General features: G+C 48.4%; 11 protein-coding genes and 1 other annotated feature (1 of these 12 running past the window's edge). Of the genes, 9 read left to right on the forward strand and 2 right to left on the reverse strand.

Annotated features, from left to right (window positions below; translation table 11 throughout):
- Positions 1-141, forward strand: a binding site (T-box leader) (it extends 99 nt beyond the left edge of the window).
- Between the two features lie 61 nt (positions 142-202).
- Positions 203-1543: an amino acid permease gene (locus SB724_RS12045; RefSeq protein ID WP_410571276.1), complete on the forward strand. Its 1341-nt coding sequence runs from the start codon at positions 203-205 to the stop codon at positions 1541-1543.
- 34 nt (positions 1544-1577) lie between these two features.
- Here SB724_RS12045 and SB724_RS12050 read toward each other — a convergent pair whose 3' ends face one another.
- On the reverse strand, positions 1578-2495 hold the full coding sequence (locus SB724_RS12050) for a DMT family transporter (protein WP_038459909.1): 918 nt from the start codon (positions 2493-2495) through the stop codon (positions 1578-1580).
- A gap of 97 nt (positions 2496-2592) precedes the next feature.
- On the opposite strand from SB724_RS12050, the gene SB724_RS12055 reads away from it, so the two are divergent.
- Entirely contained in the window at positions 2593-3486 is an 894-nt protein-coding gene (locus SB724_RS12055) for a LysR family transcriptional regulator (protein WP_410571279.1), read from the forward strand.
- 113 nt (positions 3487-3599) lie between these two features.
- A complete protein-coding gene (locus SB724_RS12060; RefSeq protein WP_007613877.1) occupies positions 3600-4607 on the forward strand; it encodes an LLM class flavin-dependent oxidoreductase in 1008 nt (335 codons plus the stop codon).
- Positions 4608-4642: 35 nt separating this feature from the next.
- Here the strand turns inward: SB724_RS12060 and araR are convergent, their stop codons facing one another.
- Entirely contained in the window at positions 4643-5731 is a 1089-nt protein-coding gene (gene araR / locus SB724_RS12065; RefSeq protein WP_038459907.1) for an arabinose utilization transcriptional regulator AraR, read from the reverse strand.
- Positions 5732-5987: 256 nt separating this feature from the next.
- Between araR and araE the strand changes: the two genes are divergently transcribed.
- From araE to gpmI, 6 genes are all read left to right on the forward strand, one after another.
- On the forward strand, positions 5988-7382 hold the full coding sequence (araE, locus tag SB724_RS12070; RefSeq protein WP_003151605.1) for an arabinose-proton symporter AraE: 1395 nt from the start codon (positions 5988-5990) through the stop codon (positions 7380-7382).
- Positions 7383-7646: 264 nt separating this feature from the next.
- Positions 7647-8681 carry a gapA transcriptional regulator CggR gene (gene cggR, locus SB724_RS12075; protein ID WP_003151607.1) on the forward strand — a complete coding sequence of 345 codons (1035 nt, stop codon included), beginning with the start codon at positions 7647-7649 and terminating at the stop codon, positions 8679-8681.
- A 33-nt stretch (positions 8682-8714) separates the two neighbouring features.
- A complete protein-coding gene (gap, locus tag SB724_RS12080; RefSeq protein ID WP_003151611.1) occupies positions 8715-9722 on the forward strand; it encodes a type I glyceraldehyde-3-phosphate dehydrogenase in 1008 nt (335 codons plus the stop codon).
- A gap of 321 nt (positions 9723-10043) precedes the next feature.
- On the forward strand, positions 10044-11228 hold the full coding sequence (locus SB724_RS12085; protein WP_082998443.1) for a phosphoglycerate kinase: 1185 nt from the start codon (positions 10044-10046) through the stop codon (positions 11226-11228).
- 25 nt (positions 11229-11253) lie between these two features.
- On the forward strand, positions 11254-12015 hold the full coding sequence (gene tpiA, locus SB724_RS12090) for a triose-phosphate isomerase (RefSeq protein WP_003151618.1): 762 nt from the start codon (positions 11254-11256) through the stop codon (positions 12013-12015).
- Positions 12008-13543, forward strand: a complete 1536-nt coding sequence (gpmI, locus tag SB724_RS12095; protein WP_003151620.1) for a 2,3-bisphosphoglycerate-independent phosphoglycerate mutase — start codon at positions 12008-12010, stop codon at positions 13541-13543. The genes tpiA and gpmI overlap by 8 nt, the downstream gene beginning before the upstream one ends.
- The last annotated feature ends 20 nt before the right edge of the window (positions 13544-13563 follow it).

Below are 13563 nucleotides of genomic sequence, written 5' to 3' on the forward strand. Positions count from 1 at the left end.
GTGGCAGGGCGGAACGGAATTGTCGGAATATTCCCTATGTCCTAACGGCTGACCTTCGTTAAAAGGTTTTTAAGCTGGATTCCGGATATTCGGGATCAACAAGAGTGGTACCGCGGCTGCCTGAGGCACGCCGTCTCTTTTCCCAAAGAGGCGGCGTGCTTTTTTATGTGATGAACACTTTTTGCGAGAGGGCGTGTGATAGATGGAAAAGGACAAGCAAACGTTAAAACGGACGATGTCGTCCAGACACATTATGATGATGGCGCTTGGAGGCGCAATCGGGGCCGGGCTCTTTAAAGGCAGCAGCACGGCGATTGATGAAGCGGGGCCATCCGTGTTATTGGCCTACCTCCTCGGCGGAATCATTCTGCTGTTTATTATGCAGGGGCTGGCCGAAATGGCAGTCAGAAACAAACATGCAAGGACGTTCCGTGATTTGGTTCAGCAGTCTCTCGGGTCGTACGCTGCATACTTTTTAGACTGGATCTATTGGAAAATGTGGGTGCTCAATATTGCCGCGGAGGCGGTTGTAGCCGCCATTTTCATTCAATATTGGCTGCCGGAATGTCCGATATGGATATTGGCTTTGATCATTTCCATTGTGGTGACGGTCGTAAACATGCTTTCTGTGAAACTGTTTGCCGAGACGGAGTACTGGCTCGCGCTCATTAAAATTACAGTGATTGTCATCTTTATTTTATGCGGGATTCTGCTATTATTTTTCTCATTCGGCAATCACACGGCGCCGGGGCTGTCTCATTTAACGGATCACGGAGGGTTTTTCCCGCATGGAGCGGGGGGCGTCATTACGGCGATGCTCGTCGTGATCTACTCATACGGCGGAACGGAAATCATCGGCGTCACGCTGGCGGAGACAAAAAACCCCGAAAAGGTGATCCCGAAAGCTGTCCGAAGCACGTTAACGCGGATTGTCGCTTTTTACTTGCTGCCGTTTTTTATCATCGTCAGCCTGATTCCTTGGAATCAAGTCAACAGCGTTCCGGAAAGCCCGTTTGTCATAGTATTTAAGATGATCGGGATTCCGGGTGCCGACCATATTATGAATGCCGTCATTCTTCTTGCGATTATCTCGTCTATGAACTCGGGACTGTACGGATCATCCCGCGTCTTGTTTACGCAGGCTTCTGACGGCCGGGTGCCGAAAATCTTTTCAAAACTGTCGAAGAAAAAGGTTCCCGTTTATGCGATTCTGACTTGTACGTCATTTTTATATGTAGGCGTTCTGATTTCATTATTCGCAGGAAGCCAGACGTTTAATTATTTGATGGGTTCCCTCGGCTATACCGTGCTGTTCATCTGGCTGATTATCGGATTCGCCCATTTGAAATCAAGAAAACATTCAACAGAACAGCCGGCTTATTACGTCAAATGGTTCCCGTACACAACATGGTTCGCAGTGCTTGCGCTTTTGGCCATCCTGGTCGGCGTAATTGCGACGACATCCATCGTCATTACATACATCACTGCGGCCATCTATCTCCTCATTACGGCTGCGTATCTTGTGAAAGGGAGACGTCAATAAATAAAAAAACTCTTGCCCCGCGGCAAGAGTTTTTTTATTGAACGGCCTTTTTTTCTGCGGCCAGAGCAGGTGTTTTCAGTTTCTTCGGTGTTATATTCACAAAACAAATGCTTGTGACGATCAGAAGCAGTCCGGCTAAAAGGCTGACGGTCAGCGGCTCATGCAGGAATATCGAGCTGACGGTAATGGATATGAGCGGGATCAGGAAGGTGTAAGAGGCGACCTTGCTTGCTTCCCCTGAACCGACAAGCGTAAAAAAGGCGAGCCAGCCGAGCGCGATAACAAAAACTGAAATGAACAGAAGGCTGAGAATGAACGGAGCTTTCCATTGAATCGCTGAAAAGCTTTCTGAAAAATGGCCGGAGCTGACAAGCAGCACGCCGCCGATCAGAAGCTGAAGAGCGACCATCCAGATAGAATCCGCGCGTCCGCCCGTTCTTTTCACATATACCGTGCCGAGCGCCCAGCTGACCGCAGAGCCTAAGGCCAAAAGAATGCCGGCGATGGAAATATGGCCTCCGAAACCGGCTGCGCTGATGACGGCGACACCGGCAAAGCCCAGAATAAGACCGGCTATTTTTAAAGGATACATCGATTCCCCGAGCCACAGCCAAGAAAAAACGCCCATTAACACCGGCTGGAAAAACACGATGGCTGAAAATAAGCCGGCAGGCAGGTAATTCAAGCCGACCGTTTGCAGGCCGTAAAATAAAGTAATATTTAAAATGGCAGAAATAAGATAGATCGGCCACGTTTCTTTAAAACGCAGCTTTTTAAAACGGGGCAGCGCCGCCATTAATAATAGAAGTCCGCCGATCAGCGTGCGGATTCCGGCAAACAGAAGAGGCGGCGAATAGGCAAGCGCGGCCTTTGTCAGCGGCCAGTTAATTCCCCATACCGTGACTAGAAACGCCAGCATAAGGGCCGTCTGTATTTTCGAAAGCTGTTTCACGTCGTTCACTCCTTGTAGAACAATTCCATCATATGATACGGTAATCAGTAAGATAAATAAAATGAATCTTTTTTATAAGGAGCATAAGTAAAACGTTATGACGATTACACAACTGCGGGTTTTTGTTAAAATCGCTGAAACGGGAAGCTTTACAAAAGCGGGGCAGGCGCTGAATATGACGCAGCCCGCCGTCAGCCATGCCATCTCTGCGCTTGAGTCAGAGCTCGGCATCAAGCTGATCGTCCGCGAGCGCCGCAACGGCGTAAGGCTCACGGACACGGGCGGAAAAATTCTCGTCCATATCAGAGAGGTGCTCAAAGGCATTGAAAAAGCCGAGCAGCTGGCGGCCGCGGAAAGAGGGCTTGAACAGGGAACAATTCACATCGGCACATTTCCGGCCGCTTCCGCTTATTTCATTCCAAAGCTGATTAGCGTGTTTAAAAAACGGTATCCGAAGCTTGAACTGGTGCTTCATGAAGGAACGGCGGACGAAGTAAAAGAATGGCTGCAATCCCGGATGATTGACGCGGGCATTCTGCTGTTCCCGACAGAGGATATGGATTCCTTTCTGCTGAAAAAAGACAAAATGGCAGCGGTTATGCATAAAGATCATCCTCTCGCCGCACGCTCAACCGTAACGATAAAAGATCTGGACGGTGAACCGATGGTGGTTTGCGAAGGCGGTTACACGTCACCCTTTGCAGGCCTGTTTAAACAAGCCGGTGCCGAACTTTGCGCGGCCTTTACCGTGTTTAATGTCAGCACGTCCATCAATATGGTGCGGGAGGGGTTGGGCATGGCAATCTTATCCGATATGTCCATGGCCGGCAATCCCCTCCCGGAAGAAGTGGTGATTAAAGAGTTTGCGCCGGATGTATTCAGGGAGGTGCAGCTGGCGGTTCCTTCCATAAAAGACGCATCACTTGCCGCCAAGCTTTTTATTGATGTCGCCGAGGAGCTGTTCATCCGTAAAAAAACCGCCGCTGACTGATTGTTCGAAGATCATCGAATCAAATTGTTTAACTCACGGGAAAAGCTGTGGTAAGGTGTGTGGTAGAGACCTTGTTTAAGATCTGCTTACACTAAACCATAAAGGAGAAAACGATGGCTGAACATACATTGAAAGATACTGCGTTTTCCGTATTGAATTTATCGCCGGTCGTACAGGGGGGAACGGTTGCTGAATCGTTCCGCAACAGCATGGATTTAGCGCGCCGCGCCGAGGAGTGGGGCTATAACCGCTATTGGCTTGCGGAGCATCATAATATAGAAGGCGTCGCCAGCTCGGCAACGGCGGTGCTGATCGGCCACATCGCCGGAGGCACGAAAAAAATCCGCGTCGGTTCTGGGGGTATTATGCTGCCGAATCATTCTTCACTTGTGATCGCGGAGCAGTTCGGAACCCTTGAAACGTTATATCCGGGGCGGATTGACCTGGGGCTCGGACGCGCGCCGGGAACCGACCAATTAACAGCGAGAGCTTTACGAAGAAACATAAACAGCGGGGAAGATTTTCCGGAGCAGCTTGAAGAATTGAGAAATTACTTCAAACCGTCAGGCAATGTGCGCAATCAAGTCCGCGCCATTCCGGGCGAAGGGCTGGACGTGCCGATCTGGCTTTTGGGCTCAAGCGGCTTCAGCGCGCGTCTTGCGGGTGAGCTCGGGCTTCCGTTCGCCTTTGCGGCTCACTTCTCACCGAAAAATACCGTGCCCGCTCTTGAACTGTACCGCAGCTCCTTCCGTCCGTCAGACGTACTGGATCAACCGTACGCGATGGTCGGCGTCACCGTCATTGCCGCCGATACGGATGAAAAGGCGGAGCATCTGGCAACATCGCATTATCAAAGATTTTTAGACCTCGTCCGCGGCACGCCGAACCAGCTGAAGCCTCCTGTTGAAGACATGGATCAAATCTGGTCGCCGTATGAAAAAGCGATGGTCAATGAACAGCTCAGTTCAACGATCGTCGGCGGACCGGAGCGTGTGAAGGAAAAGCTGGAAAGCTTCATCCGGACAACACAGGCGGATGAAATCATGGTGAATTCAGAAAGCTTTGAGCATGCCGACAGAATGAGATCATTTGAAATCATCGCCGAATTAAAAAACAGCTGAGCAAAAAAAGCAATGTGCCGCGCACATTGCTTTTTTTATTCGCCGATCCGCTTGACTGAATTCCGGATGACGAGTTCCGGTTCATACACGACGTCATCCTTCTTCGGCTTTTTATGTTCTAAGCAGTCGATGACATATTTTGCCGCCGCTTTCCCCATAATGGATTTCGGATGCTTGACAGAGGTGAGCTTCACCTCGGAAATCTGGGCGAAATGTGAATCGTCATAGCCCATGACCGATACGTCATCTGGCACCTTTAACCCCAATTCCCTGAGAAGATTAATCGTCTTCAGCGCAATTTCGTCATTGTAGCAAAGAATGGCCGTCGGATATGACCCGCTGTTTTGCTCAAGGGTATGCTTAATTTTTTGGAGAAGCACGGTTTCTTTTTCTTCAGTCGTGTAAGTCACGATCATGTCCGGAGACGGGAAAATCCCGCGCTCCCGATGCGCCTGAAGATAGCCGTTCATCCGTTTGACGCCCTGCGTGTCATCCGCTTTAAAGATTCCCATAATGTGCGTGTGTCCGAGGGACATGACGTATTCGCAAGCCATCATGCCGCCTTTGACATCATTGACGGAAAAGCTTGGTGCGGCCAGCTCCGCATAAGAGGCGTTAATCATGGCAAACGGAATGCCGTTTTTCTCCAGATTGAGATAGTAGCCGATGTTGGGCGTCTGCAGCGCGCTTTTTGTAGGCTCGACAATCAGCCCGTCTATATTTTTGGACAGCAGGTTTTCAAGGCCGCGCCGCTCACTTTCTGTATTGTTGTTGGTGCTCGTCAGCAGCATGGAATAGCCCTGTTCGCTTAAATAAGATTCAATTCCCCTGATGATGCTCGGAAAAATATAGTCTGATATGTACGTTGTAATGACGCCGATCGTTTTGTTTGAATGCATGGCTGATTTCGCCGTGCGTGAAGCGACAAAGGTGCCCCCGCCCTGAACGCTGTACAGCAGCCCCTGCGAGACCAAATCTCCGATCGCCTTTCTGATGGTATGGCGGCTGACGCCGAACTGCTGCATCAGCTCATTTTCCGTAGGCAGCTTTTCGTCCGGCTGTATTTTTCCTTGATTCAGCCATGAACAAATTTCTTCTTTTACTTGAGCATATTTCGGTAGCATATCAATTCCTCCAAAATGTATACGGACAAATTCCAGTATAACATAGTAAGCCCTTTCATCAAGCTGTAAAAATAATTGACAGATTATGAAAAACTGCTTATTCTTTATTTGTACGTACTAATTTTCCTCATTTTTAGATAAAATTCTTTATAAGTACGTACAAATGTGGCGGTTCTGAAGAAAACAAAGCAACATCAAGCGCCGCACTCTGTTTTGTAAGCGTTTTTATTCTATTATTCGCGGGAGGGTAAAATTCATGAAGAATCACCCGGCACCAATTGGCTCAAATGTACCTGTCACTCGGCAGCATTCCAAGTGGTTTGTCATTCTCATCTCATGCGCGGCCGGACTGGGAGGGCTTTTGTACGGTTATGACACGGCGGTGATTTCCGGCGCCATCGGTTTCTTGAAAGATTTGTACCGCTTAAGTCCTTTTATGGAAGGGCTCGTGATTTCAAGCATTATGATCGGCGGTGTTTTCGGCGTCGGGATTTCCGGATTTTTGAGTGACCGTTTCGGACGGAGAAAGATTTTGATGGCAGCGGCGCTGTTGTTTGCGGTGTCAGCGGTTGTCTCTGCGCTTTCTCAAAGTGTGTCTTCCTTAGTGATCGCCAGAGTCATCGGCGGTCTGGGAATCGGCATGGGCTCCTCGCTTTCTGTCACGTATATTACCGAAGCCGCTCCGCCGGCCATACGCGGCAGTCTGTCTTCACTGTATCAGCTGTTTACGATATTAGGGATATCCGGCACTTATTTTATTAACCTTGCCGTCCAGCAGTCCGGCTCGTATGAATGGGGAGTGCACACCGGCTGGCGCTGGATGCTCGCTTACGGCATGATTCCGTCCGTCATCTTTTTTATCGTGCTGCTTATCGTGCCGGAAAGTCCGCGCTGGCTTGCGAAAGCGGGGCGCCGGAATGAAGCCCTCGCCGTGCTGACGCGCATTAACGGCGAGCAGACCGCGAAAGAAGAAATCAAACAAATCGAAACGTCTTTACAATTAGAAAAAATGGGGTCATTGTCTCAGCTGTTTAAACCGGGGCTGAGAAAAGCGCTTGTGATCGGGATTCTGCTGGCTTTATTCAATCAGGTCATCGGCATGAACGCAATTACGTATTACGGGCCGGAAATTTTCAAAATGATGGGCTTCGGACAGAATGCGGGGTTTATCACGACATGCATCGTCGGTGTCGTTGAAGTGATTTTCACCATTATCGCGGTTCTTTTAGTCGATAAGGTAGGCCGGAAAAAGCTGATGGGGGTCGGATCTGCCTTTATGGCGCTGTTCATGATCTTAATCGGGGCATCCTTTTATTTTCAGCTGGCGAGCGGTCCGGCTTTAGTCGTCATCATATTGGGATTCGTCGCCGCTTTCTGCGTATCAGTCGGGCCGATTACGTGGATCATGATTTCGGAGATCTTTCCGAACCACCTCCGAGCACGCGCCGCCGGTATTGCGACGATATTCTTATGGGGGGCCAACTGGGCGATCGGCCAGTTCGTGCCGATGATGATCAGCGGGTTAGGGCTCGCGTACACCTTCTGGATATTTGCCGTCATTAATATTCTCTGTTTCTTGTTTGTCGTGACGATCTGCCCTGAGACGAAAAATAAATCATTAGAAGAAATAGAAAAACTCTGGATAAAATGAAAGCGTTTTACGACAAAAGTCTGCTCCGGCGGGCTTTTGTCTGTCACCTTCATTCCGTTTCTGTATATAATGACTGTATCAAGGAGATACTGGTAAATCCTGCGAAGAATGTCGAGGAATTGACCTTTAACAGTTGAATTAACAATGTCATCCTGTTAAAATAATTAAAGAAAGCAGACATAATTTTTTTTGGCTATGATGGGACGTTTTTTGTCATAGCGGGACATTTTCTGTCCAGTATGAATAGGAAGGAACGTTTGAGTCATGAACCAGTTAATACAAGCTCAAAAAAAATTATTGCCTGATCTTTTGCTTGTGATGCAGAAAAGATTTGAAATCTTGCAGTATATCAGGCTTACCGAACCGATCGGCCGCAGAAGTCTTGCAGCCAGCCTCGGATTGACCGAGCGCGTTCTCAGAAGCGAGGTTCAGTTTTTGAAAGAACAGAATCTCATCGATATTAAAACAAACGGCATGACAATGACGGAAGAGGGCTATTCACTGCTTTCGATTCTGGAAGATACGATGAAGGATGTTTTAGGATTGACGCTTTTGGAAAAGACATTAAAAGAGCGGCTTAATCTGAAAGACGCCATTATCGTTTCCGGAGACAGCGACCAATCTCCTTGGGTCAAAAAAGAATTAGGGAGAGCGGCCGTTGCATGTATGAAAAAGAGATTTTCAGGCAAAAATATCGTCGCTGTAACCGGCGGTACGACAATTGAAGCCGTCGCCGATATGATGACGCCGGATTCAAAAAACCGCGAGCTCCTGTTTGTGCCCGCAAGAGGCGGTTTAGGCGAAGATGTGAAAAACCAGGCGAACACCATATGCGCGCATATGGCGGAAAAGGCTTCAGGCACTTACCGGCTTTTGTTCGTTCCCGGGCAGCTATCACAAGGCGCCTACTCATCTATTATTGAAGAGCCTTCCGTAAAAGAGGTGCTTCACACGATTAAATCAGCGAGTATGCTCGTTCACGGAATCGGCGAAGCTAGAACAATGGCGGAGCGAAGAAACACGCCTTTGGAAGATTTGAAGAAAATAGATGACAATCATGCGGTGACAGAGGCATTCGGCTACTACTTTAATGCGGACGGAGAAGTCGTTCACAAGGTGCATTCAGTCGGAATGCAGCTTGATGACCTCGATGCCATTCCCGACATTATCGCGGTAGCGGGCGGATCATCAAAAGCAGAAGCAATTGAAGCTTATTTTAAAAAGCAGCGAAACACGGTTCTCGTCACGGACGAAGGAGCCGCAAAGAAGTTATTAAGGGATAACAGTCCCTCAATATAAATATCTCTCACTTATTTAAAGGAGGAAATAATCATGGCAGTAAAAGTCGGTATTAACGGTTTTGGTCGTATTGGACGTAACGTATTCCGCGCAGCATTAAACAATCCTGAAGTTGAGGTAGTAGCGGTTAACGATTTAACAGACGCTAACATGCTTGCTCATCTTTTACAATATGATTCCGTACACGGAAAATTAGATGCAGAAGTTAAAGTTGACGGCAGCAACCTTGTTGTTAACGGCAAAACAATCGAAGTTTCTGCTGAGCGCGATCCTGCGAAACTCAGCTGGGGCAAACAAGGCGTTGAAATCGTAGTTGAATCTACTGGTTTCTTCACAAAACGCGCAGACGCTGCGAAACACTTAGAAGCAGGCGCGAAAAAAGTTATCATCTCTGCACCTGCTAACGAAGAAGATATCACAATCGTTATGGGTGTTAACGAAGACAAATACGATGCGGCTAACCACCATGTTATCTCTAACGCATCTTGCACAACAAACTGCCTTGCGCCGTTTGCAAAAGTACTTAACGACAAATTCGGCATCAAACGCGGTATGATGACAACTGTTCACTCTTACACAAACGATCAGCAAATTCTTGATCTTCCGCACAAAGACTACCGTCGTGCGCGTGCAGCAGCTGAAAACATCATTCCTACATCAACTGGTGCTGCTAAAGCAGTTTCCCTTGTTCTTCCTGAACTGAAAGGCAAACTGAACGGCGGAGCTATGCGTGTGCCGACTCCAAACGTTTCTCTTGTTGACCTAGTTGCTGAACTTAACAAAGACGTAACGGCTGAAGACGTAAACGCAGCTCTTAAAGAAGCGGCTGAAGGCGATCTTAAAGGAATCCTTGGCTACAGCGAAGAGCCATTAGTATCCGGAGACTACAACGGCAATGCTAACTCTTCTACAATCGATGCTCTTTCTACAATGGTTATGGAAGGCAGCATGGTAAAAGTAATCTCTTGGTACGATAACGAAAGCGGCTACTCTAACCGCGTTGTTGACCTTGCAGCTTACATCGCAAAACAAGGTCTTTAATTCATAGCTCCCGGAAAGGGCCGGACTTGGTTCTTTCGGACAGAAACGCTATAATGAAAGCGGACAAGGGAAGGGGACGGACTCCCTTTCCCTTTTTCCATGAGAACCGGCTTTCAGAAAGCGCCGGATTGCTGCAGAACGTCCGCGTTTTGAAGTTTCCGCGGCACTTTCGTTTTCTGAGCCGCCTGCCCTGGCTCAGAAGACGATCTGCCCCGTGCCCGGAAGCTGCAATCTGCCCCGCGGCGGAAGCATCATGAGGCGGTTTCACGTTTCACGTTTTTCGTGCTATGCAAACCATTTTGAAGGAGGATCTCCTAAGGCATGAATAAAAAAACAGTAAAAGACATCGACGTAAAAGGCAAAGTCGTATTCTGCCGCGTTGACTTTAACGTTCCAATGAAAGACGGGGAAGTAACAGACGATACTCGTATCCGCGCTGCGCTTCCAACAATCAAACACCTTGCAGACCAAGGCGCGAAAGTCCTTCTTGCGAGCCACTTAGGCCGCCCGAAAGGCGAAGCAGTTGAGGAGCTTCGTTTAACTCCTGTCGCTGCACGCTTAGGCGAACTGCTAGGCAAAGAAGTGAAAAAAGCGGATGAAGCTTACGGCGATGCTGTAAAAGCACAAATTTCTGATATGAAGGACGGAGACGTTCTTGTATTGGAAAACGTACGTTTCTACCCTGGTGAAGAGAAAAACGATCCTGAGCTTGCTAAAGCATTTGCTGAGCTTGCGGATGTATATGTCAATGACGCATTCGGTGCTGCCCACCGTGCTCACGCATCTACAGCCGGAATTGCCGAGCATCTGCCGGCGGTTGCAGGATTCCTGATGGAAAAAGAGCTTGACGTTCTCGGCAAAGCCGTGACAAATCCTGAGCGCCCGTTTACGGCAATCATCGGCGGTGCGAAAGTAAAAGACAAAATCGGCGTAATCGAAAGTCTGCTTGATAAAGTGGACAACTTGATCATCGGCGGAGGTCTTGCTTACACATTCGTAAAAGCGCTTGGCTATGAAGTCGGTAAATCTCTTCTTGAAGAAGATAAAATCGAACTTGCAAAATCATTCATGGACCGCGCGAAAGAAAAAGGCGTTAAATTCTATATGCCGGAAGACGTTCTCGTTGCTGATGATTTCTCTAACGATGCAAACGTTCAAATCGTGCCGATCTCTGAGATCCCAAGTGATTTAGAAGCGATCGACATCGGAACGAAAACCCGCGAAACGTATGCTGAAGTTATCAAAAACAGCAAACTTGTCGTATGGAACGGACCGATGGGCGTATTCGAAATCGACTTGTTCGCTCAAGGCACAAAAGCAGTGGCTGAAGCATTGGCAGAGGCAAACGATACATACTCTGTCATCGGCGGAGGAGACTCTGCGGCAGCCGTTGAAAAATTCGGCCTTGCTGACAAAATGAGCCATATCTCAACAGGCGGCGGCGCATCCCTTGAATTCATGGAAGGCAAAGAGCTTCCAGGTGTAGCTGCGCTGAACGATAAATAAAAACTGCTATAAGGAAGTGGAACAGATGAGAAAACCAATTATAGCCGGTAACTGGAAAATGAACAAAACACTCGGCGAAGCTGTCAGCTTCGTTGAAGAAGTGAAATCTTCCATTCCAGCAGCAGACAAAGCGGAAGCCGTTGTTTGCGCACCAGCTCTTTTCTTAGAAAAGCTGACTTCTGCTGTTAAAGGAACTGACCTGAAAGTCGGCGCCCAAAACATGCATTTTGAAGAAAACGGTGCGTTCACAGGTGAAATCAGCCCGGTCGCTCTGAAAGACCTTGGCGTGGATTACTGCGTCATCGGCCACTCTGAGCGCCGTGAAATGTTCGCTGAAACTGATGAAACAGTTAACAAAAAAGCGCATGCCGCTTTCAAACACGGCATTGTGCCGATCATTTGCGTAGGTGAAACGCTTGAAGAGCGCGAAGCCGGAAAAACAAATGATCTTGTTGCCGATCAAGTGAAAAAAGGTCTTGCGGGTCTTTCTGAAGAGCAAGTTGCCGCTTCCGTTATTGCGTACGAGCCAATCTGGGCAATCGGAACAGGCAAATCTTCTACAGCGAAAGATGCTAACGACGTCTGCGCGCATATCCGTAAAGTCGTTGCTGAAAGCTTCAGCCAGGAAACTGCTGACAAGCTCCGCATTCAATACGGCGGCAGCGTAAAACCTGCAAATATTAAAGAATATATGGCAGAGTCCGATATTGACGGTGCTTTGGTCGGCGGCGCAAGCCTTGAACCGCAGTCATTCGTTCAATTATTGGAGGAAGGTCAATATGAGTAAAAAACCAGCTGCACTCATCATTCTTGATGGGTTCGGATTACGCAATGAAACAGTCGGAAACGCAGTCGCACAAGCGAAAAAACCGAATTTCGACCGTTATTGGAACCAATACCCTCATCAGACGCTGACGGCATCAGGCGAAGCAGTCGGACTGCCTGAAGGACAGATGGGGAACTCTGAAGTCGGTCATTTGAATATCGGCGCAGGACGTATTGTGTACCAAAGCTTAACACGCGTGAACGTTGCCATCCGCGAAGGCGAATTCGAACGCAATCAAACGTTCCTTGACGCCATCAAAAACGCGAAAGACAACGACAAAGCGCTGCACCTGTTCGGCCTTCTTTCTGACGGAGGCGTACACAGTCATATCAATCATTTATTCGCGCTGCTGAAGCTTGCGAAAAGTGAAGGACTGACGAAGGTGTATATTCACGGTTTCCTCGACGGCCGCGATGTAGGTCCGCAAACAGCGAAAACTTACATTCAGCAGCTGAATGAGCAGATCGAAGAAATCGGTGTCGGCGAAATCGCCAGCATTTCCGGACGCTACTACTCCATGGACCGCGACAAACGCTGGGACCGTGTGGAGAAAGCGTACCGCGCAATGGCTTACGGCGAAGGCCCGTCTTACCGCAGCGCGATGGATGTAGTCGACGATTCTTATGCGAACGGCATTCATGATGAATTCGTCATTCCGTCCGTCATTACAAAAGAAAACGGTGAACCCGTTGCGAAAATTCATGACGGCGATTCTGTGATTTTCTATAATTTCAGACCGGACCGCGCCATCCAGATTTCAAACACGTTTACCAACAAAGATTTCCGCGATTTCGACCGCGGTGAAAATCATCCGAAAAACCTGTATTTCGTCTGCCTGACTCACTTCAGTGAATCTGTTGACGGATATGTGGCTTTTAAACCGGTAAACCTTGACAATACGGTCGGTGAAGTATTAGCACAGCACGGGTTAAAACAGCTTCGCATTGCAGAAACTGAAAAGTATCCGCACGTTACGTTCTTTATGAGCGGCGGCCGCGAAGAAGAATTCCCGGGCGAAGAGCGCATCCTCATTAACTCGCCGAAGGTCGCGACATATGACCTGAAGCCTGAAATGAGCGCGTATGAAGTGAAAGATGCTCTTGTAAAAGAAATCGCGGCTGACAAGCACGACGCGATCATCCTGAACTTTGCAAACCCTGACATGGTCGGCCACTCCGGAATGGTCGAACCGACGATTAAAGCAATTGAAGCAGTGGACGAATGCTTAGGCGAAGTGGTTGACGCCATCATCGCTAAAGGCGGACATGCCATCATTACCGCTGATCACGGTAATGCAGACATTCTGATTACAGAAACAGGCGAACCGCACACTGCCCATACGACAAACCCAGTCCCTGTCATTGTGACGAAAGAAGGCGTGACGCTGCGCGAAGGCGGAATCCTAGGCGACCTCGCACCAACGTTATTAGACCTTCTCGGTGTTGAAAAACCGAAAGAAATGACCGGAACATCTTTAATTCAAAAATAAGCGTAAATCAAAAGGAGAGA

The sequence above is a fragment of the Bacillus sp. SIMBA_031 genome, assembly GCF_046535225.1.
Taxonomy (GTDB): domain Bacteria; phylum Bacillota; class Bacilli; order Bacillales; family Bacillaceae; genus Bacillus; species Bacillus velezensis.